Source organism: Flavobacterium sp. FlaQc-47 (assembly GCF_044006475.1).
Classification (GTDB): Bacteria; Bacteroidota; Bacteroidia; order Flavobacteriales; family Flavobacteriaceae; genus Flavobacterium.
In genome coordinates this window covers 735,904-759,050 of record NZ_JBIPCQ010000003.1, presented here as the reverse complement: position 1 = coordinate 759,050, position 23,147 = coordinate 735,904, and the positions used below count along the sequence as shown (strand labels likewise).

Sequence of the window (23,147 nt, the reverse complement as noted above, 5' to 3'; positions counted from 1 at the left end):
AACTTAATTTATAGCATTCAAAAATAAATGAAATAAAAAACCGGTAATTCATTTTTTCTCATAACTTTGCAATTCAAAGTACTTTTAAATAATTACAATCATGAAACACAAATCAGATTTTTTAGAATATTATATTCAAAAGCCGGGAGTTGTATTTAGTCTAATTATAACGATTTTTAGCAGCGTTTTGCTAATTGGCACACTTGTCTCCAAAAATATTCATTTTGACTATTTTATTGGTATAGCATTAATGGGTTTAATATGTGAATTTATTTATGGTGTCGGTCTTTCTTTTGTAATTCTTAGAAAAAAAGAAAAATACATTCATTTAACTCCCTTCTTAATTACAAATTGGTTGATTGGGTGTTTCTGTTTAAATACTTTTATTCCCCTGTTTCATGATTTACCAATATGGGTTTACCTCGCGACCCTTGCCTTTTGTTTGTCTAATTTTTTTATTTACAGAAATTCAGATGAAAGTCGCGAAACCAGCATTTCCTTCTTTATTAACGGTTTGTCATTTGCCATTATCTTGTATTTTACGATTTACCTACTCCCGCTTATGCCATTTTCGTTTGTAGCAATCTTAGCCTTAGGATTAGGCTTTTATGGTTTAGTTCCCGCGCTTGTTCTTATAATTCATATCATAACAATTATACGCCATTTGACCACAAACAGAATCAATTACATTTCGTTTGGTGCAGGATTTTTAATTGTAATAACTGGTCTCACTGTTTTTACAATCGGCCTAAGTATCGAAAGCAGAAAAATAGCTGAAAGCGTTACTATGCAATCATTTGATCAAAATGATAGTCTGCCCAATTATATTGCGATTTCGCAGCGTTTAAAGCCTAATTTTTTTAATGAAATTCTGCTAAAAAAAGATATTGTTTACATTCCGCTTCACGACATATTTGCCTTAGGAGGTTTTGACTCTTTTGGCAGTAAACAATATAACGAAAGAAAAATACACAATCCAATTGTTTCTATTGCTTATTTATTTTGCCAGGATCTTAATTTAGATAATGATGATAAAATCAATATTTTAAAGTCAAACTTTGACAAACGATTAGAAGCAGAAGAGCAATTATGGAGCGGTCAGGATTTAATTACCAAAAATATTAAAGAAGATGTAAAAGTATATCCTGAATCACGTTTGGCTTATACTGAAATTTCAATGAAAATTGAATGTACTGAAGATTCGTGGAGAGATCAGGAAGCTATTTATTCTTTTCAATTGCCGGAAGGTTCTGTCGCAACTTCACTTTCATTATGGGTGAACGGAATTGAACGAAAAGGTGTTTTGACGACCAAAGAAAAAGCCAAAGCTGCATACCACCAAATTGTGGGAGTTGAAAGCCGCGATCCATCATTAATGCAATGGAAAGAAGGAAACAAAGTGGTAGTAAGAGTTTTTCCTGTTAATCGCAAAAATCCGCGTACCTTTAAATGTGGTTTTACAACTCCGCTAAAAGTCGAAGATAATGAAATGAAATACCAAAGTCTTGCTATAAAAGGTCCTAACATTTCGAATGCCGAAACTATTTCAAGAATTCAAACAGTTGGAAACACAAAAATAACTACCAGCAAAGATTTTGAGCTTAAAAACAATTTCTACATCAATCAATCAAAAGGTTTAGAAAACTGGGAAGCTCTTATGCCTTTATCCAAAGTTTTGCCATCAAACTCATTTGCATGGAAAAATAAACTTTATGAAGTTAAAGACATTCAGAAAATAATTATTCCGTTTACACCTTCAGAGATTATTTTAGATTTAAACAGCAGCTGGACAACAAAACAAATTGAATCTTTTATGGATTTAAACAAACAAAAATTGTTTGTGTATGTCAATGGAGAAAAAAAGGAAATCAATAAAGAAAACTTTAGAGCTGTTGAACAGGATTTTGAAGATTTACACTATTCGTTATTACCTCTTTCCAAGATTTCTGAAAACAGTTTGATAATTACAAAATGCGGCACTTTTTCTGCCAATTTTGAAGAACTAGAGCATTCTGATTATTTAAAGAAGATCAAAACCGCAACAAAACAGAGAAACTTAAAAGTCATTAATATTTCGGCAGATATAAATCCGTTTTGGCAGACCGCGAAGGAACAAAAATATGTAACGTATTTTCAGACGAGTTTAAAAAACAGTTTGAAATTGATTGAACAAAAGCAGTTCATTGTATTCAAAACCGATACAAATGCTGTGAATATTGAACCTGCAAATATCTCTATTGTTGAAAGGCCGCAAAATAATAGTTTAAAAAGTAATGGACCTAATCATATTTACAGAATGTACGCTTTTGGAAAAGTGCTGGAAGAACAGGTTAAAATCCAAAATAACACTTTAGTCCAAAATCAATATGTTGAATTAGCAAAAGATGCCAATATTGTAACTCCAATTTCATCATTAATCGTTCTTGAAACAGATGAAGATTACAAAAAGAACGGAATCGAAAAAAATGTTGATACTTTAGGAAATGCTTCAATCAATAATGACGGCGCAGTTCCGGAACCACACGAATGGTTATTAATTATTCTGGGCTCAGCAATACTTTTCTTTTATTACAGAAAAAATAAAAAGCAAACTACCTAATGAAAAGATTAACGCAGCATAAAAAAGCAATAATTTCGTTTGTTTTAGTTTGCCTTTTGGTGATAAACTACCCTATTATACTAACCGCTTTAGACAGTAATTTTTTCGGAATTATATTCTCAATCGTATTATTTATTATTGGCGGCAGAAAAACGAATCTTAAAATGAGTTATCCGCTTTTAGCAATGGTGATTATTTTAGAATACATTAGCTATCAATTGCATACTAAGTCCGTACATTTTTTAGCTTTAGCAATATTGGTTTGTTTTGTTTATTATAGTTTTACCGGAAAATTTTCGTTCATTGCTTTTATCTGCGTTATATTATTCTCTTCTCTTTTTAATACTTTTTTCAATTATTTAACCGTCGAAATTAAGCAGACACTTTGTTATGGCGTTTATTTAACTTTAAAAAACTTCATTCCGATTACTAAAATTGAAGGCGTTAATTTTTATATCAATAATGCCAAAATTACAATCGACACTGCTTGCATGGGATTATCAATGTTTAAAACCGGATTACTTTTTGGCGCATTTTTATTGACATTAGAAGAAAGAAAACAACAAAAGCATTTCAATATCAAACAAATTTTCTTATTCTGCATTTTAATAATTGTACTGAATATAATTTCTAATTATTTCAGAATCATAACTTTGATTCTATTTGATTGTACTAAAGAAAACACTTTACATTATACCATTGGTTTACTTTGTTTTGTATTTTATCAGATATTCCCAATCTTGTATTTAATCCGTTTTTTCAAACCACAAAAAGAAGATTTGATCAACACTAATCCTTCACCCTTTTCCATTATATCCATCATAACAGGATTCGCAATAGTATTGGTGACAAGTTTCGAAATTAAAAAAGAACAGCAGCACAACTTACTTAAAAATCTGGATCCCTCCTATGATATTCAGCAAGGAATCTGGGTCAATTCCGAAGTTTTTAAAATTGCAACACCGGAAAAGCTTGTATATATTAAAACTCCCGCACACAATCCTTTGATTTGCTGGACTGGGACTGGCTATAAAATAATTGAATCAAAAATTATCATCCGAAATAATGAGAAAATATCGTTCGTAAAAATGGAAAAAAATGGCGTTCAATATTTTTCGTATTGGTGGTATGAATGTGACAATAAAAAATATACTTCACTTGTTGAAGTTCTTTTGATAAAACTTTTTCACAATAAATCTGCCCGACTAATAAACGAAACAAGTAAAATAAAATTGACATAAAAAAGCCTGATATTTAATTATCAGGCTTTTCAATTTATCTTGTTGTCTATTACATCAGTTTCTGAATAATAATTTCTTCTGTGATTCCTTCAGCGTCTGCTTTATAATTTTTAATAATTCTATGTCTTAAAATTCCGGTTGCAACTGCTTTTACATCTTCAATATCCGGTGAGAATTTACCATTGAAAGCAGCATGAGCTTTGGCTGCCAAAATTAAATTTTGTGATGCTCTTGGTCCTGCTCCCCAATCTAAATAGTTTTTTACAAATTCGTTAGACAATGCATTGTCCGGACGTGTTTTACTTACCAGAGTTACGGCATATTCAATAACATTATCAGCTACAGGAATTCTACGGATTAAATGCTGAAAATCGATAATTTCCTGCGCCGTAAATAATGGATTAATGGTTGTTTTTACGTCTGATGTTGTACGCTTTACCACTTGAACTTCTTCTTCAAAAGTTGGATATTCCAGTTTAATGGCAAACATAAAACGGTCTAATTGCGCTTCCGGTAAAGGATAAGTTCCTTCCTGCTCAATTGGATTTTGAGTTGCTAATACAAAATAAGGCAAATCTAATTTATAATTTTGTCCTGCAATTGTAACGGAACGTTCCTGCATTGCTTCAAGTAAAGCTGCTTGCGTTTTAGGCGGCGTTCTGTTGATCTCATCAGCTAAGATAATATTAGAAAAAATGGGGCCTTTGATGAATTTAAACTGTCTGTTTTCATCTAAAATCTCACTTCCTAAAATATCGGATGGCATTAAATCCGGCGTAAACTGAATTCGTTTAAAATCTAAACCTAAAGCAAGTGCAAGAGTATTTATCATTAAGGTTTTTGCCAAACCGGGAACCCCTATTAAAAGTGCATGTCCGCCAGAAAAGATACAAAGTAAAATTTGGTCTACAACTTCATCCTGGCCTACAATGATTTTTGCTATTTCGGTTTTTAATTCATTTCTTTTTTGAACTAAATTATGAATTGCTGCTACGTCAGACATTTAGATATGTTTTTAAAAATTGAAAAGAGTTAGCTCTATGAACTCATAAAACTAACTCTTTTTATTTATTTAATAAAAATTATTTTTTCAACCAGTTGTACACAAAATTACAATCTCTATACTCTCCAATAATTTTAATGTAAGTATCTTTTATTTTGGAATCAAACCATTTTGCAATTGTTGTGATCTGTTTTTCTTTTAATGCTAATTCTTTAATTTTAGTATAATCTTTAGCATAATCAGCAGTATGTGAATCGATTCTATTAGTGATCGTAATTAACTTGTATGTTTTTTTGCCTTTATCGTCAGTATTTAAAAGAGGCTGAGAAATTTCATTATCCTTTAGGTTAGAAACCTGGCTGTACAATGTAGGATCCATTTTAGTCAACTCAAAACGAGTATCCTGAGTATTAGGATTTACTAAAGTTCCTCCGTTTGCTCTTGTTTCTTTTTCATCAGATTCTGTTCTGGCAGCTTCGGCAAAAGTAATTTCTTTGTTTTCTATTTTAGCTCTAATATTATTAATTCTTTCTTTAGCGTCTTTTAAAGCCGTTTCAGAAACTGTTGGTGCAATTAATATATGACGTAATTCTACTTCTTGCCCTTTTATTTTATCAACCATAATAATATGATATCCAAAGTTCGTTTTAAAAGGCTCAGAAATTTCCCCTTCTCCTAAACTAAAAGCAACATCCTTAAACTCTTTTACAAAAGGAGTTTTTCTTGTCATTTTATAAAAACCTCCGTTTGGAGAAGATCCCGGATCTTGTGAATATAGTACTGCTTTTGTTGCAAAACTGGATCCTTCAAGAACATCTTTTCTAATAGCGTTTAATCTGTCTTTTACCTTTTGTTCATCTTCTGCAGAAACTTTAGGTTCTACAACAATTTGTGCCACTTCCATTTCAGCTCCAAAAGTTGGCAATTCGTCTTTTGGTATTTTTTTAAAGAAATTACGAACTTCTTCCGGCGTAATTTCTACAGCATCAACAATTTTCTTAGTCATTTCTGATGCTAATTTTTGCTCTTTTAATATATCTGCAAAATAAGTTTTAAACTCTTCTACTGAATTCTTTTTATAATAAGCAACCACTTTATTGATGTCTCCAACTTGCTGAATCATATAATTCAATCTGTCGTCCATCATACTTCTTACTTCAGCATCACTTACAACAATACTATCCTGAATTGCCTGGTGCGCATATAATTTATCTTCTAAAAGTTTACCAAGCATCTGGCATCTTGTAATATCTTTTGTAGAACCTCCCTGAGCAGTAATTTCTAAATATCCTTTATCAATATCTGAATCTAAAACAATATAATCCCCAACTGTAGCAATAATACCATCAATTTTTTGCTTTTGTCCTGAAGGAATTTCAACTGGTTTTTTAATCACAGTATCTTTAATAATTTCCTGAGCTGAGATAATTGAGGTGAAAAAAAATAAAAAACACATTGTCAACATTAACTTGTAATCAATTGTTTTTAACTGTAATTTTTTTAATAACATTATTTTAAATTTAATTTGAATGTAAAGATCTTGCTTTAGAATTTTCGGTTTAAACTACAATCATTTTAAAATGCATTTTCAATTTATTTAATGGAAAATACTAAATAATTAAGATCTAGTTCTTTTTAACTTATAACGAACAAAAATAACAATTCAATTACATAATACAACTATCGTCTATACTATTAACAAAAAATTATATGGAACACCGTTAAATTTATTAGAAGCGACCGAATTATAAGAGATTTACTTCTGTAAAACTATATAATGTCCTATCTACAAAAAGTACAGATAAAAATTTAACCGTTTACTAGTTCAACTCCAAATGATTCACTTGCAATGCAATAAAAAAAAGTTATCAATACTACAACGTTTTCGTAAGATAAATATTTTCTTATAAAAAACAATCAAATGAAAAATTATATACTTTCGATTAATAATTGATAATTTATTGGCCTTTAAATTACGAATAGTTCTTTTTTATTTCAAATAAATATCAAATTACAAACTTTATTATCTAACCTTAAACCAAATCTCATTATGAAAAAACCTATTGTCAAGATTTTTCTGCTTGCAGCAATCACATCATTTATTTGTTCATGCTCCCAAAATGAATCAAACGAAGTAGATTCAAAAGCTGAAAGTCAGGAATTTAAAATTATTAATGTTACGCATCACGACGGAAAACCTTTTAGTACAGGAATTTCCAATTCATCCATAACAGGAAAATATGTTGATAATCCCGGCGGAGGTGTAATGATGCAGGCCTTTTATTGGGATGTTCCTGCCGGAGGAAATTGGTGGAATACTGTAAGCGGGAAAGTTACCGCCTGGTCAAATGCCGGAATTGGATCTATATGGCTTCCGCCAGCTTCTAAAGCTCAAAATGGAGCATTTTCTATGGGATATGATCCAACGGATTATTTTGATTTTGGAGATTATAATCAAAATGGTTCTGTAGAAACCAGATTTGGTTCAAAAACCGAATTAGTAAATTTAATTACAAATGCCCATACCCAAAACATGAAAGTATATGCCGATATCGTAATTAATCATAATAGCGGTGGACAATCAGAAGCGAATCCGTTTACGGGAACAAGCACCTGGACTAATTTTACAGGAATAGCTTCAGGAAAATTCAAACGTACCTATAATGATTTCTATAAAAACAGCTACGGAAATAATGATGAAGGCGCTTTTGGCGGATTTCCGGATCTGTGCCACCAAGTTCCTAATGTACAAGATTGGTTGTGGCTAAGAGCTGACGGAGTTGGTAAATATTACAAAAATACCATGAAATTTGATGGCTGGAGATTTGACTATGTAAAAGGTTTTGCTCCGTGGGTTGTAAATTCATGGAACGCAAATGTAGGCGGATTTTCGGTTGGGGAATATTGGGACGCTAATGTAAATACGCTTGAATGGTGGGCAAATAATGCCAATAGTTCCGTGTTTGATTTCGCTTGTTATTATAAAATGAATGATGCTTTTGATGGAAATAATCTTGTGTTATTAAATGATGACATGATGTGGAAGAGAAATCCATACAAAGCTGTGACTTTTGTGACCAATCATGATACTGATGAAATCTCCAGTAAATTATTAGCCTATTCTTATATTTTAACGCACGAAGGATATCCAACGATATTTTATAGAGATTACGAAGAATGGCTGGATAAAAACAAATTAAACAATTTGATTTGGATTCATAATAATAAAGCTACCGGAACAACTTCTATATTATATTCTGATAATGATGAATATGTAGCCCGAAGAAATGGATATAATGGAAACCCAGGATTAGTGGTTTATATTAATAATTCAAGTTCATGGCAGGAAAGATGGGTTGAGACTAATTGGGCAAATACGCAAATTAAGGATTTTACAGGAAACTCAACTTGGGTTCCAACAACTCAAGGAGATAAATGGGTAAAAATTCAATGTCCGCCTAAAGGATATACTGTCTGGTCAATTAACCAATAATTTAAAAAACAACAATTTCAGGGCTGTTCACGTAAAACAGCCCTTTTTTTTGTTTAAAATTTATCTTTAATAAAATGAAAGACTTCCTAATTTAAGAAGTGAATATTTTTATTAAGCCGTAATTAGTAGTACTTTTGCAACCTATTTATACGAAATATGAGCTTTTTAAAAGAAATACAACGCAGAAGAACATTTGGAATTATATCGCATCCTGATGCCGGTAAAACAACTTTAACTGAGAAATTATTGTTGTTTGGAGGAGCTATTCAGGAAGCAGGTGCTGTAAAAAACAATAAAATTAAAAAAGGAGCAACGAGTGATTTCATGGAAATCGAACGCCAAAGAGGTATTTCGGTTTCAACATCTGTGCTTGCTTTTAATTATCAGGACAAAAAAATCAACATTCTTGATACACCAGGTCACAAGGATTTTGCCGAAGATACTTTTAGAACTTTAACTGCTGTTGATAGCGTTATTGTTGTTATTGACGTTGCAAAAGGGGTTGAGGAACAAACAGAAAAATTAGTGGCAGTTTGCAGAATGAGAAACATTCCTATGATTGTTTTCATCAATAAATTAGACCGTGAAGGAAAAGACGCTTTTGACTTAATGGACGAAGTGGAACAAAAACTTGGTTTGACAGTTACTCCTTTAAGTTTTCCTATTGGAATGGGTTATGACTTTCAGGGAATTTATAATCTTTGGGAACAAAACATCAATCTTTTTAGTGGAGACAGTCGCAAGAACATCGAAGAAACTATTGCCTTTTCAGATGTTAAAAGCCCTGAATTAGAAAAAATAATTGGTCAGAAACCAGCGGATAGATTACGTGAAGAATTAGAATTAATCGATGAGGTTTATCCAAAATTTGATCGTCAGGATTATTTAGACGGAAAACTTCAGCCTGTATTTTTTGGCTCTGCTTTAAATAATTTTGGAGTTCGCGAATTGTTAGATTGTTTTGTGAGCATTGCTCCATCTCCAAGAGCTAAAGATTCCGAGACTCGTCTAGTAGATCCTACTGAAGAAAAAATGAGTGGGTTTGTTTTTAAAATCCACGCTAATATGGATCCTAAACACCGTGACCGTTTAGCATTTATAAAAATTGTATCGGGAACTTTTGAAAGAAATAAACCATATTACCACGTTCGTCAAAAGAAAAATTTAAAATTCTCCAGTCCGAATGCCTTTTTTGCTGAGAAAAAAGAAATCGTTGACATTTCTTATCCTGGTGATATTGTTGGTTTACATGATACCGGAAATTTCAAAATTGGTGATACTCTAACTGAAGGAGAAATAATGAGTTTCAAAGGAATTCCGAGTTTCTCTCCGGAACACTTTAGATATATTAACAATGCTGATCCTATGAAAGCCAAACAATTGGACAAAGGTATCGATCAGTTAATGGATGAAGGTGTAGCACAATTGTTTACTTTAGAAATGAATAACCGTAAAATTATCGGAACTGTTGGAGCACTTCAATATGAGGTTATTCAATATCGTTTAGAACATGAATACGGTGCAAAATGTACATATGAAAACTTTCCTGTTCATAAAGCTTGCTGGGTAAAACCTGATGACGCAAAAAATGAGCAATTCAAAGAATTTAGACGAATTAAACAAAAATTCCTAGCTCATGATAAATACGGTCAACTGGTTTTCTTAGCTGATTCTGACTTTACTATTCAAATGACACAAAGTAAATATCCAACTGTGAAGTTATTTTTTACTTCAGAATTTGATTAAATATTTTAATAAAAATGCCAGCTTAAAAGCTGGCATTTTTGTTTACAACATATCCGGTTATAAAAACAAACTGCAAAGAAATTGACTTTTAAATCATTCTCTTTGCAGTTTTTAAATTTTTATTATTGACTAAAACTAAAAATAATAAATTTTAATTTTTAACTAATTTGACAGTTTTTGACTGATTGTTTTCATTCGTTATCTTTAATAGATAAATTCCGTTTGGAATACCACCCAAATTTAATGTAGTCGTTCCTGAATTTACTTTTTGTGTCTGGATCATTTTTCCTAATATATCAAATAGTACAGCTGTTCCATTAGTATCACTATTGATAAAAAATGCACTGCTGGATGGATTAGGATAAACTTTTAAACTTGAAGCGAACTCTTGATTATGGTCACCAACACTAAGAGTTGTACAAGTACTTCCTGTTTGGATAATTGAACCGGTTATCCAGTTAGAAGTTCCTGCAGACAAATCAAAATCTGTTAATGCACCATCATTTCCATTTCCACTTGAATCTGTCAAGGTTGAAACTGCTGAATTATCTGCTCCTTCAACTCCTTGATTGAATTTATAATAATTTATTAATCCAGGTTGAGCTCCTGATAATTCGCAATTCATATTGTTTTGGATTTCAGCTTGCGTTAAAACTTTATTCCAAATACGAACTTCATCTATTGCACCATTAAATAGATTCCCGGCCGGGTCAAATGCTCCAATTCTTACAACACTTCCTGTAAAAGCAGGCACATTATTATTTTCACTTATAGCTACACCATTTTTATACAATATCATTGTGGTCGTGGCTAAATCATAAGTTACCGCAATATGATACCAAGTGTCTATATCTAATGGCTGAATGTCTTCTACTGCATCCCAATCTCCATTATGCCCTGAGGATAATACACCATTAGGAATATAAATCGCATGCTCACCATCTACGCTACCACCTGAAATAATATTATTTACATTTGAAAAATTATTTACCTTTATCCAGGCTTCTTTAGTATAAGTCGCAGGCATGTTATTAGGAAGTTCTACATACCCCCCCTGAAACTCTAAGGAAGTACCATTAAGATCAACAATATTTACCTCTACTTTAGTACGTAAGCTTTCACAAGATAAAGTTTGAGAAACATAATACGATCCAGTTGATAAAGGAGTTGTAACATCTAATGGACTGCCACCAACAGCGTCAGCGTACCATTTTATGTCATTTCCTGTTGCGACCAAATCAGAAACTTTTGTATTGATATTTAATTTTTGAGGCGACGTTACTGAGGCTTCAGGAGTTGCACATGCAATACCCACAGTACTTATAAGTTTAGGAATATTTAATGCGACAAGGACACCATCAATTCTAAAAGTATAGGTTACACCTGCTTTAATAAATGCAGTAGGCTTTAAGCTAAATTCTTGTTCAGTAAATTTATCCTGACTAGCAGGTAAACCTACAAAACTATTAGAATCTGCACTGAAAAATAGTCCAGGAACAAATGAGCCAGGATCTCCTGTTGCTAATTGCTGGGTAGTAGCGGTTTCATGAGCTACATCTGGACTAACTTCGAAAATAAATGGAGAATTTTGAATTGTAATGCCCTGCCAACTACTTCCGTTATTATCTGAAAATTGAATTTTCGAACTAAGGCCTACAGTCGCTCCACTATTTCCAGTAGAAGTCTCTTCTACAGCTATTCTAATTCTTAAAGCATCAAAGTTAGTAATTTCTACTGGTGTGTTAAGTGGCGCTTTCCAGGTAGCTGTAGTTTCGGTACCATTATTATTTCGCCAACGGTAAGCTGTAATTCTAGTACTTGCATTAGCAAAAAAGAAGTTAGCAAGCAGTAATGTAAAGAGTAAAGTTTTATTCATATTATAAATTTATAAATTGTTAAATTAATTATTTGTTTTTAAAATTTTTCATTTGTGTCCGTTCTTATAGTTTTAGGTTTTAAATAGGTTAGATAAAATAATATAAACAGGATAAGAAGCCAATTAAAAAATAAAGGATACTTCGTAAATAATGATAAAGTATTATTAGGCTGAACAGATCCAAAAATCAAAGTACTACTTGTATCTTTTTTTTCAGAAATAATCGAACCGCTACTATTTATGATGGCATTAATACCGCAATTATTAGCAACGGCTATATCTTTACGATTTTCTACAGCTTGTAATCGTGCATAATAAAAATGAAGATCTGAAATGTAATTATCTTTAAACCACCCATCATTACTGAAATTGAACAAAAAATTAGCACCATTTTTTACTTGTTCTAATCCGCAATTCTCAGAAACAACTTCATTGCAAATTAAATTCCCGGCTTTTCCAAATTTTGTTTGAACTGGCTTTTGATTTTTACCTTTTGATAAAACAAAACCTTCCTGACTTAAAAAAGGAACTAAATACTTTCCTAAAGGCTCTTCTATTCCTTTTAATAGAATCTGTTTGCTATAAATTCCATTTACTTTATTGTGTTTATCAATATAAAAAACCGAATTGTATAATGCCTTATCTGCATTATTTTCATTATTAATACCAATGACATGAGTAACATTGTGAGTATTGCTTATCCTTATAATTTCTTTTAATAAATCATCTTCAGCAGTATAAGTCCAAGGCAGTGCTGTCTCGGGCCAAATAATAAAATCAGGTTGAAGATCCGTTGCATCTTTACACAACTGAAAGTATTTATTAGCAAAAGTATTTCCGTTCTCACTATTCCATTTTGTTTCAGGATTCGTATTGTCTGAAACTATAGCAACTTTAAAAGATTTTCCAATAAATTTAGGTGAATATGTATAATAGCAAATACTTCCTATTACAAGCATTATGGCTAAAGTGGATAAACTGTATATGAGATAAATTTTCTTTTTTTGTATGTAAAATTCAGCTAAGCACAGGTTTATTAAGACAGTCAAAAAGCTTAATAATGCTAATCCTCCAATACTTGATAGTTGAACAAAATAAATATTAGTAACAAAAGGAAAACCAATTCTAAAATAATGTAGCGGAAAAGATTCCAATGCAAATGCTAAGCCAGATTCTAAAACTGTCCATACTGCAGCTATGCACAATTTATTTAAAAATAATGACCTACTTGATTTTATGTTTATTATATAAATGCTCTTAGTAATAAAGGAAACTAAGGCAAAATAAAGTCCTAAAAAAATACTACTAATAAGATAAATAAAAATTCCATACAGAAACCCGTTTCCTGTATAATGGTTAATTCCTTTAATCATCCAAAAGAACATACCTAATCCAATTCCAACTCCATATAAAAATCCCATAAAAACGGATTTGCTTTTAGAACTTTCATTAAGTAAAACAAATAAAGGAACAACACTAAAACATACCAGTAAAATAGAAAGATGAGTATTGGCAAAATTAAGAGCAAGCCCGGAAAGCAACAATACAATTGAAATTTTTAAGTTTTTTCCCATTTTTAATGATTTAAACGCAAAACGAACATTAACTTTAACACATATAAAGAAGTAAATATAATATTTTAACATTCGAAAACATTAGCACTGTTTTTTTAATCTATGAATCAGCAAATAGTTTTTGTAGTACTAAAAAGACAACATGAGATGGGTTGCCTTACTTAATTAAAACGCATTAAATTAATTATCAACAACTTAAAAAACAAACAAATAACAAATCTTAAATTTATTATTAAAAAATAATTAAATTAAAATTTGCAAAAAAGAACAGATATTTTTAAGTTGTAAAGTAAATTCTACAAAGATTTTTTCCTTCTGTAATCAGTCCTGACATTTTAGTAAAATAATCCTCTAAAATTAAATCATAAGTGCAACGCAATAATCTACATAGAAAAAATCTAATTTTTATGAAGCATAAAAAAAGCGCTAATGTATAATTAGCGCTTTTTTTGAATTTGAATTAAACCAACCTTAACAAGTTATTATATTCCAAAAATTAATACTTTTTTAGAAGGAGAGACTAATTTAGAGTAACAGATTTATAATGCGAAATTTAATCGATTAAAGTAAATTAAATCAGATGAATTGCATAATACTTAGTTACTTGTTATATATAAAAAAAGCCCCACTATAAAATGGGGCTTTCTTATCTTATGCTTGTCCTGCCGGACCAAAATTAAGCGGTATTGGTGCTTGTTCAGTCTCTTTGATTTCGCCATGAGCGGCTTCAAAACGATGAATATTTTCTCCAATTGCTTTTAATAATCTTTTAGCATGTTGTGGTGTCAGGACAATTCTTGACTTTACCTTGGCTTTAGGAATACCTGGCATAATACTCACAAAATCTAAAACAAACTCTGATGATGAGTGGTTGATAATCGCAAGATTAGAATAAATTCCCTCTGCAATAGTTTCGTCTAGCTCAATATTAATTTGCTCCTGTTGTTGTTTCGGATTACTCATAGTTTCCTAATTAATAGATATATTCTTCTTTATTAGCCATCATTTCATTGTAATCATCTTTCGATCCTACGATTGTATTATCGTATTCTCTCATACCAGTTCCCGCAGGAATTCTGTGTCCAACAATTACATTTTCTTTCAATCCTTCCAGATTATCTACTTTACCAGCTACTGCAGCTTCGTTAAGTACTTTTGTTGTTTCCTGGAATGAAGCAGCAGAGATGAATGATTTAGTTTGTAACGAAGCTCTTGTAATACCTTGTAGAACTGGCGTTGCAGTTGCAGTAATTACGTCTCTTGCTACTACTAAATTTTTATCATTACGTTTAAGTAATGAATTTTCATCACGTAAATCACGAGGCGAAATAATCTGACCTGGTTTCAATACCGCAGAATCTCCAGCGTCTTCAACTACTTTCATACCGTATAATTTATCATTTTGAACGATAAAATCTTTAGTGTGAATTAATTGATCTTCTAAGAACAATGTATCTCCCGGATCCTGAACTCTTACCTTACGCATCATTTGACGAATTACTACCTCAAAGTGCTTGTCATTAATTTTTACCCCTTGTAAACGGTATACCTCTTGAATTTCATTTACCAAGTACTGTTGAACAGCAGCCGGACCTTGAATTCTTAAAATATCATCTGGTGTAATTGCACCGTCAGACAATGGTACTCCTGCTCTTACGAAGTCATTTTCTTGTACTAAGATTTGGCTTGAAAGTTTAACTAAATACTTTTTAATCTCACCAAATTTAGATTCGATAACAATTTCACGGTTACCTCTTTTGATTTTTCCAAAAGAAACAACACCGTCAATTTCAGAAACAACCGCTGGGTTTGAAGGGTTACGAGCCTCAAGCAACTCAGTAATTCTTGGTAAACCTCCTGTAATATCTCCTGCTTTAGAAGAACGACGTGGAATTTTAACCAATACTTTACCTGCTTTAATTTTCTCTCCATTCTCAACCATAAGGTGGGCTCCTACTGGTAAGTTATACGAACGAATCAATTCACCTTCTTTACCGTAAACCAATAAAGTTGGAATTAATTTTTTATTTCTGGCTTCAGAAATTACTTTTTCCTGGAATCCTGTTTGCTCATCGATTTCAACCATGAACGATTGACCTTGCTCTAAATCCTCGTAAGCAATCTTACCAGTAAACTCAGAAACAATTACACCATTATATGGATCCCATTTACAAATAGTAGAACCTTTAGTAACTACTTCACCATCCTTAACAAAAATACTAGATCCGTAAGGAATGTTATGTGTATTTAAGACGATTCCAGTTTTCTCATCAACTAATTTTAATTCAGTTGAACGTGATACTACAATATCTACCGCATTACCTTCACTATCTTCACCTTTTACAGTTTTTAAATCTTCAATCTCAAGTCTACCGTTGAATCTTGTAACAATACTAGATTCTTCAGAAATACCTCCCGCAACCCCTCCAACGTGGAAAGTACGAAGTGTTAACTGTGTTCCTGGCTCTCCAATAGATTGAGCTGCAATAACTCCTACAGCTTCACCTCTTTGTGTCATTTTACCAGTAGCTAAGTTTCTACCGTAACATTTAGCACAAATACCTTTTAAAGCCTCACAAGTTAACGGAGATCTAACCTCTACTCTTTCAATCGGAGAAGCTTCGATAACTCTCATGATTGCTTCAGTAATTTGGTGACCTGACTGAACTAATACTTCATTAGTAAGAGGATTAATAACATCTTGCAAAGCAACACGTCCTAAAATTCTTTCTCCTAAAGATTCAACAATTTCCTCATTTTTCTTCAAAGCAGAAACTTCAACACCTCTAAGAGTACCACAATCTTCAATGTTTACAATAACATCTTGTGATACGTCATGAAGCCTTCTTGTTAAGTATCCGGCATCGGCAGTTTTCAGAGCCGTATCCGCAAGTCCTTTACGAGCACCGTGAGTAGAAATGAAGTACTCAAGAATCGAAAGACCTTCCTTAAAGTTAGAAAGAATCGGGTTTTCAATAATCTCTCCACCACCGGCAGTAGATTTTTTAGGCTTAGCCATCAAACCACGCATACCAGTTAACTGACGAATCTGTTCCTTAGAACCCCTCGCTCCAGAGTCAAGCATCATATATACAGAGTTGAAACCTTGCTGGTCTTCTCTAATATTTTTCATTGCTAATTCTGTTAACTGAGCATTTGCTGAAGTCCATACGTCAATAACTTGGTTGTAACGCTCGTTATTAGTAATAAGACCCATGTTATAATTCACAGAAATACCTTCAACTTGCTCTCTGGCATCTGCAATTAATTGTGTTTTTTGTTCTGGAATTCTAATATCACCTAAAGAGAACGATAAACCTCCTCTAAATGCAAATTTATAACCCATATCTTTCATATTATCCAAGAAAGCTGCCGTAGTAGGTACATTAGTCACACTTAAAATGTGTCCAATAATATCTCTAAGGTTTTTCTTAGTCAATACATCATTGATATATCCGGCTGCTTCAGGTACCACTTCGTTAAATAATACACGTCCAGCAGTTGTTTGAATAATTTTGTACACTAATTCTCCAGCCTCATTAAAATCTTTTGCTCTAATTTTCACACGAGCATTCAATTCTAATCTTCCTTCGTTTAATGCAATATTTACTTCTTCAGCAGAATAGAAAATTAAGTCTTGACCTAAAATTACATGTTCTGGTGTTGAGATACGTTCTTTGGTCATATAATACAGACCCAAGACCATATCCTGAGAAGGTACAGTAATTGGCGCACCATTTGCAGGGTTAAGAATATTGTGAGAAGCCAACATTAATAATTGTGCTTCTAAAATAGCCTCTGGTCCTAATGGTAAGTGAACCGCCATTTGATCCCCATCAAAATCGGCATTAAAAGCCGTACATACCAATGGGTGTAACTGGATCGCTTTTCCTTCAATTAATTTTGGTTGGAAAGCCTGAATACCAAGTCTGTGTAACGTAGGAGCACGGTTAAGTAATACTGGATGTCCTTTAATTACATTTTCAAGGATATCCCAAACTACAGGCTCTTTTTTGTCTATGATTTTCTTAGCAGATTTTACTGTTTTTACAATACCTCTTTCAATCAATTTACGGATAACGAAAGGTTTGTATAATTCAGATGCCATATCTTTTGGCAATCCACATTCGAATAATTTTAATTCTGGCCCAACAACAATTACCGAACGAGCAGAATAATCCACACGTTTTCCAAGCAAGTTTTGACGGAAACGTCCTTGCTTACCTTTTAAGGAATCAGATAATGATTTTAATGGTCTGTTAGATTCTGTTTTAACAGCAGAAGCTTTACGAGTGTTATCAAATAATGAATCTACAGATTCCTGTAACATACGTTTTTCGTTTCTTAAGATAACTTCTGGAGCTTTAATCTCCATTAATCTTTTCAAACGGTTGTTACGGATAATTACACGACGGTATAAATCATTTAAATCTGAAGTTGCAAAACGACCTCCATCAAGTGGCACAAGTGGACGTAATTCTGGTGGAATAACAGGAACCACCTTCATAATCATCCACTCAGGACGATTTTCGCGGTTTAAGTTAGACTCACGGAAAGACTCAACAACTTGTAATCTCTTTAAAGCTTCAGTTTTACGTTGTTTAGATGTTTCGTTATTAGCACTGTGTCTCAATTGGTAAGACAATTCATCTAAGTCGATACGTGCTAATAAATCCATAATACATTCTGCTCCCATTTTGGCAACAAATTTATTAGGATCCATGTCATCCAAATATTGATTTTCCTGTGGAAGAGTATCTAAAATATTCAAATATTCTTCTTCAGTTAAGAAATCTAATCTTTGTAAAGATTCTCCATCTGCATTTTTCGCAATACCAGCCTGAATTACTACATATCTTTCGTAGTAAATGATCATATCTAATTTCTTAGATGGAAGACCAAGGATATAACCAATTTTGTTTGGAAGAGAACGGAAGTACCAGATGTGAGCAATTGGCACAACAAGGTTGATGTGTCCTACTCTGTCACGACGTACTTTTTTCTCCGTAACTTCAACACCACAACGGTCGCAAATGATACCTTTGTAACGAATTCTTTTATATTTACCACAAGCACATTCAAAATCCTTAACAGGCCCGAAGATTCTTTCACAGAAAAGTCCGTCACGCTCTGGTTTGTGCGTTCTGTAGTTAATCGTTTCTGGTTTCAAAACCTCTCCTCTTGATTCTTTTAAAATAGACTCAGGTGAAGCTAATCCTATCGAGATTTTGTTAAATCTTTTTATAGGATTCTTATCTTTATTATTATTATTTCTATTATTCATCATAGTTTTTACTATTGATTTATCTGCAATTAAAAATTGATTTTAACTTATAACTTCCTCTTTAAAAAGAGTACAACCATCAAGTCACTACCACGGATTACTTCTCTAAACTTCAATGTTGAAGTGCTAATTACAAAACCTTATAGGTTTAAATAAAAAATCGGAACGGGTTACGGGTATAAATCCTAAAAACTTTTATTTTAATAAACAGCTTCAGTCTCAGCTTTCAGTGTTGAACTGAATACTGAGACTGTAACTGAAAACTTTATTTATTCTTCTAAACGAATGTCAAGTCCAAGACCTTTCAATTCATGCATTAATACATTGAATGATTCCGGTAATCCTGGTTCTGGCATAGATTCACCCTTTACGATAGCTTCGTAAGTTTTAGCTCTACCAATAACGTCATCCGACTTAACTGTTAAGATTTCACGTAGTGTACTTGATGCTCCATAAGCTTCAAGTGCCCAAACCTCCATCTCTCCAAAACGCTGACCTCCAAATTGAGCTTTACCTCCAAGTGGTTGTTGAGTAATCAACGAGTATGGTCCGATAGAACGTGCGTGCATCTTATCATCAACCATGTGTCCTAATTTAAGCATGTAAATTACACCCACAGTTGCAGCTTGATGGAAACGCTCTCCAGTACCACCATCATAAAGGTAAGTATGTCCAAAACGTGGCACTCCAGCTTCATCAGTTAATTCATTAATTTGATCTAAAGAAGCACCATCAAAAATTGGAGTAGCAAATTTTCTACCTAAATTTTGTCCAGCCCATCCAAGAACAGTTTCATAAATCTGACCAATGTTCATACGTGAAGGTACCCCAAGTGGATTCAATACGATATCAACCGGTGTTCCGTCTTCAAGGAAAGGCATATCTTCATGACGAACGATTCTTGCAACAATACCTTTGTTACCGTGACGTCCTGCCATTTTATCCCCTACTTTCAATTTACGTTTTTTAGCGATATAAATTTTCGCTAATTTCAAGATTCCAGATGGTAATTCATCTCCAACTGTAATAGTGAATTTTTCTCTTCTTAAAGATCCTTGTAAGTCATTCAGCTTAATTTTATAGTTATGAATTAAATCATTAACCATTTTATTAGTAGCATCATCAGCAACCCATTGACCTTTGCTTAAGTGAGCAAAATCTTCTACTGCGTAAAGCATTTTTTGAGTATATTTTTTACCTTTTGGTAAAACTTCTTCACCCAAATCATTCATTACACCCTGAGATGTTTTTCCGTTAACGATCAGGAATAATTTTTCAACCAATCTGTCTTTTAATTCAACAAATTTAGTTTCAAACTCCATTTCTAAAGCGCCTAAAGCATCTTTATCCTGAGTACGTTTACGTTTATCTTTTACGGCTCTTGCAAATAATTTTTTATCAAGAACTACCCCATGTAAAGATGGAGACGCTTTTAATGACGCATCTTTCACATCTCCTGCTTTATCCCCGAAGATTGCACGAAGCAATTTCTCTTCAGGAGTAGGATCTGATTCTCCTTTTGGTGTAATTTTTCCGATTAGAATGTCGCCAGGTTTAACCTCTGCTCCAATTCTGATCATACCGTTTTCATCTAAATCTTTAGTAGCTTCTTCAGAAACGTTAGGAATATCGTTTGTTAACTCTTCATTTCCTAACTTAGTATCTCTAACCTCTAATGAATAATCATCAACGTGGATAGAAGTAAAAATATCATCACGAACTACTTTTTCAGAAATTACAATCGCATCCTCAAAGTTGTATCCTTTCCATGGCATGAACGCAACTTTTAGGTTTCTACCTAAAGCTAATTCTCCATTTTGAGTCGCATATCCTTCTGATAATACTTGCCCAAGAATCACTCTGTCACCTTTTCTTACGATTGGTTTTAAGTTGATACTTGTTCCTTGATTGGTTTTTCTAAATTTAATTAAGTTGTATGTTTTTTCATCAGCATCAAAACTAACCATTCTTTCTTCTTCAGTACGGTCGTATTTGATAGTAATGATATTAGCATCAACATATTCTACAGTTCCATCTCCTTCAGCATTAATCAATACTCTGGAATCTGAAGCCACCTGACGCTCTAAACCTGTACCAACAATTGGTGCTTCCGGACGGATCAAAGGAACCGCCTGACGCATCATGTTAGATCCCATCAAGGCTCTATTCGCATCATCATGTTCCAGGAAAGGAATTAATGAAGCCGAAATCGAAGCAATCTGGTTAGGAGCAACGTCAGTATAATGTACTGCAGAAGGTTCAACAACCGGGAAGTCACCTTCCTCACGGGCAATTACATTACTAGCTGTAATTTTACCTGTTGCATCCATTTCAATGTTTGCCTGAGCAATCATTTTTCCTTCTTCTTCTTCAGCACTTAAATAGATAGGTGTACTTACCAAATCAACTACACCATCTGTAACTTTACGATAAGGAGTTTCGATGAAACCCATTCCGTTAACTTTTGCATAAACACCAAGAGATGAAATCAAACCAATGTTTGGTCCCTCTGGAGTTTCAATCGGACATAAACGACCATAGTGTGTATAGTGAACGTCACGAACCTCAAAACCAGCTCTCTCTCTCGAAAGTCCACCAGGTCCAAGTGCAGATAATCTTCTTTTGTGTGTAATCTCAGCTAATGGATTCGTTTGATCCATAAATTGAGACAACTGGTTAGTACCAAAGAAAGAGTTGATAACTGATGATAATGTTTTAGCATTAATCAAGTCAATTGGTGTAAACACCTCGTTATCTCTAACGTTCATTCTCTCACGGATAGTTCTAGCCATACGTGCTAAACCAACACCGAATTGTTGAGACAATTGTTCTCCAACTGTTCTAACACGACGGTTTGATAAGTGATCAATATCATCAATCTCTGCTTTAGAGTTGATTAATTCGATCAAATATTTTACAATGGTAATGATATCTTCTTTGGTAAGCACTTGCTTTTCCATTGGGATATCTAAACCAAGTTTTTTGTTCATTCTGTAACGACCAACTTCACCTAAGTTATAACGTTGATCAGAGAAGAACAATTTATCTATAATACCACGAGCAGTTTCCTCATCAGGCGGTTCAGCGTTACGCAGCTGACGGTAAATGTGCTCTACAGCTTCTTTTTCAGAGTTTGTTGGATCTTTTTGTAATGTATTGTGGATAATACCATAATCTGCCTGGTTATTATCTTCTTTATGTAACAAAATAGATTTAACGTTTGAATCAATGATTTCTTCAACATTATCTTTATCGATAATTGTATCTCTATCAAGGATGATTTCGTTACGTTCGATAGAAACTACTTCACCAGTATCTTCATCAACGAAATCCTCGTGCCAAGTGTTCAATACACGAGCAGCAAGTCTTCTTCCAATATATTTTTTGATACCAGTTTTAGAAACTTTAATTTCTTCAGCAAGGTCAAAAATTTCAAGGATATCCTTGTCTCTTTCAAATCCAATTGCACGGAATAAAGTGGTAACCGGTAATTTTTTCTTTCTATCGATATAAGCATACATTACGCTGTTAATATCTGTAGAAAATTCTATCCAGGAACCTTTAAAAGGAATTACTCTGGCAGAATAAAGTTTTGTTCCATTTGCGTGGAATGATTGTCCAAAGAAAACCCCAGGAGAACGGTGTAGTTGAGATACTACCACACGTTCAGCACCATTAATAACAAAAGTACCGCTTGGAGTCATATAAGGTATTGTTCCAAGATATACATCTTGTACAATAGTTTCAAAATCTTCGTGTTCTGGATCTGTACAGTATAGTTTTAACCTGGCTTTTAAAGGCACACTATAAGTAAGACCTCTCTCTATACATTCTTGAATTGTATAACGTGGAGGATCAACAAAATAATCTAGGAACTCCAATACAAAGTTATTTCTTGTATCTGTAATTGGAAAGTTTTCCATGAAGGTGTTGTACAACCCTTCGTTGCCTCTTTCGTCAGATTTAGTTTCTAATTGAAAAAAATCTTTAAAAGACTTAACCTGAACATCTAGAAAATCCGGATAGTCAGGAATATTTTTTGTAGAGGCAAAATTCAATCTTTCAGTCTGATTTGTTATCATCAATGGACAAAATTTTGATTAAAAAAAAGTAGTTTTTTGTGTAAAAACACATTGTCTAATTTATACCTTCTTTTTAAAATCAATACATCTTTAAAAATAACCGAGTAAAATTGGTCAATTTTTTTTCTTCGTATTGATCAAAAACTTTTTCGTATTTTAAACTATTTGATAATAAAACTTGTTATATTTTATTATACGAAAAATGGTTTAGGTCATGAGTTTAACTCAAGACCTAAACCTAGTTCTTAA

The 23,147-nt window shown here is 32.9% G+C and carries 11 protein-coding genes; 4 read left to right on the top strand and 7 right to left on the bottom strand.

The features are described 5' to 3' along the window. The first annotated feature begins 100 nt into the window (after window positions 1-100). Window positions 101-2,599, top strand: coding sequence for an XrtN system VIT domain-containing protein (locus tag ACHRVX_RS12830; protein ID WP_395332742.1), 2,499 nt, complete (start codon window positions 101-103; stop codon window positions 2,597-2,599). Continuing rightward, on the top strand, window positions 2,599-3,840 hold the full coding sequence (xrtN, locus tag ACHRVX_RS12825) for an exosortase N (protein ID WP_395332740.1): 1,242 nt from the start codon (window positions 2,599-2,601) through the stop codon (window positions 3,838-3,840). The genes ACHRVX_RS12830 and xrtN overlap by 1 nt, the downstream gene beginning before the upstream one ends. A gap of 49 nt (window positions 3,841-3,889) precedes the next feature. Here xrtN and ACHRVX_RS12820 read toward each other — a convergent pair whose 3' ends face one another. Then, window positions 3,890-4,843 carry a MoxR family ATPase gene (locus ACHRVX_RS12820; protein ID WP_213302119.1) on the bottom strand — a complete coding sequence of 318 codons (954 nt, stop codon included), beginning with the start codon at window positions 4,841-4,843 and terminating at the stop codon, window positions 3,890-3,892. Window positions 4,844-4,922: 79 nt separating this feature from the next. After that, on the bottom strand, window positions 4,923-6,353 hold the full coding sequence (locus ACHRVX_RS12815; protein WP_395332738.1) for a peptidylprolyl isomerase: 1,431 nt from the start codon (window positions 6,351-6,353) through the stop codon (window positions 4,923-4,925). Between the two features lie 540 nt (window positions 6,354-6,893). Here ACHRVX_RS12815 and ACHRVX_RS12810 point away from each other — a divergent pair. Together ACHRVX_RS12810 and ACHRVX_RS12805 are read left to right on the top strand one after the other, a co-directional pair. Then, the gene (locus ACHRVX_RS12810; protein ID WP_395332736.1) at window positions 6,894-8,336 is read left to right on the top strand and encodes an alpha-amylase; all 1,443 of its coding nucleotides are present in this window, start codon (window positions 6,894-6,896) and stop codon (window positions 8,334-8,336) included. Between the two features lie 156 nt (window positions 8,337-8,492). Further along, complete coding sequence (locus ACHRVX_RS12805; protein WP_213302128.1) at window positions 8,493-10,082, top strand: peptide chain release factor 3; 1,590 nt, start codon at window positions 8,493-8,495, stop codon at window positions 10,080-10,082. Between the two features lie 151 nt (window positions 10,083-10,233). Here ACHRVX_RS12805 and ACHRVX_RS12800 read toward each other — a convergent pair whose 3' ends face one another. The 5 genes from ACHRVX_RS12800 to rpoB all read right to left on the bottom strand — a co-directional run bounded on the left by ACHRVX_RS12800 (window position 10,234) and on the right by rpoB (window position 22,898). Then, window positions 10,234-11,958 carry a LamG-like jellyroll fold domain-containing protein gene (locus ACHRVX_RS12800; protein WP_395332734.1) on the bottom strand — a complete coding sequence of 575 codons (1,725 nt, stop codon included), beginning with the start codon at window positions 11,956-11,958 and terminating at the stop codon, window positions 10,234-10,236. Between the two features lie 38 nt (window positions 11,959-11,996). Then, on the bottom strand, window positions 11,997-13,604 hold the full coding sequence (gene lnt / locus ACHRVX_RS12795; RefSeq protein ID WP_395332732.1) for an apolipoprotein N-acyltransferase: 1,608 nt from the start codon (window positions 13,602-13,604) through the stop codon (window positions 11,997-11,999). Window positions 13,605-14,183: 579 nt separating this feature from the next. After that, entirely contained in the window at window positions 14,184-14,495 is a 312-nt protein-coding gene (locus tag ACHRVX_RS12790) for a DUF3467 domain-containing protein (RefSeq protein ID WP_072959407.1), read from the bottom strand. Window positions 14,496-14,505: 10 nt separating this feature from the next. Then, complete coding sequence (gene rpoC / locus ACHRVX_RS12785) at window positions 14,506-18,819, bottom strand: DNA-directed RNA polymerase subunit beta' (RefSeq protein WP_395332730.1); 4,314 nt, start codon at window positions 18,817-18,819, stop codon at window positions 14,506-14,508. Window positions 18,820-19,085: 266 nt separating this feature from the next. Continuing rightward, on the bottom strand, window positions 19,086-22,898 hold the full coding sequence (gene rpoB / locus ACHRVX_RS12780) for a DNA-directed RNA polymerase subunit beta (RefSeq protein WP_213302140.1): 3,813 nt from the start codon (window positions 22,896-22,898) through the stop codon (window positions 19,086-19,088). Window positions 22,899-23,147 lie beyond the last annotated feature (249 nt).

Excerpts from the sequence above, each read along its gene's own strand:
- ACHRVX_RS12830 (WP_395332742.1), top strand. The coding sequence starts at position 101 with ATGAAACACAAATCAGATTTTTTAGAATATTATATTCAAAAGCCGGGA.
- xrtN (WP_395332740.1), top strand. The coding sequence starts at position 2,599 with ATGAAAAGATTAACGCAGCATAAAAAAGCAATAATTTCGTTTGTTTTA.
- ACHRVX_RS12820 (WP_213302119.1), bottom strand. The coding sequence starts at position 4,843 with ATGTCTGACGTAGCAGCAATTCATAATTTAGTTCAAAAAAGAAATGAA.
- ACHRVX_RS12815 (WP_395332738.1), bottom strand. The coding sequence starts at position 6,353 with ATGTTATTAAAAAAATTACAGTTAAAAACAATTGATTACAAGTTAATG.
- ACHRVX_RS12810 (WP_395332736.1), top strand. The coding sequence starts at position 6,894 with ATGAAAAAACCTATTGTCAAGATTTTTCTGCTTGCAGCAATCACATCA.
- ACHRVX_RS12805 (WP_213302128.1), top strand. The coding sequence starts at position 8,493 with ATGAGCTTTTTAAAAGAAATACAACGCAGAAGAACATTTGGAATTATA.
- ACHRVX_RS12800 (WP_395332734.1), bottom strand. The coding sequence starts at position 11,958 with ATGAATAAAACTTTACTCTTTACATTACTGCTTGCTAACTTCTTTTTT.
- lnt (WP_395332732.1), bottom strand. The coding sequence starts at position 13,604 with ATGTTAAAATATTATATTTACTTCTTTATATGTGTTAAAGTTAATGTT.
- ACHRVX_RS12790 (WP_072959407.1), bottom strand. The coding sequence starts at position 14,495 with ATGAGTAATCCGAAACAACAACAGGAGCAAATTAATATTGAGCTAGAC.
- rpoC (WP_395332730.1), bottom strand. The coding sequence starts at position 18,819 with ATGATGAATAATAGAAATAATAATAATAAAGATAAGAATCCTATAAAA.
- rpoB (WP_213302140.1), bottom strand. The coding sequence starts at position 22,898 with ATGATAACAAATCAGACTGAAAGATTGAATTTTGCCTCTACAAAAAAT.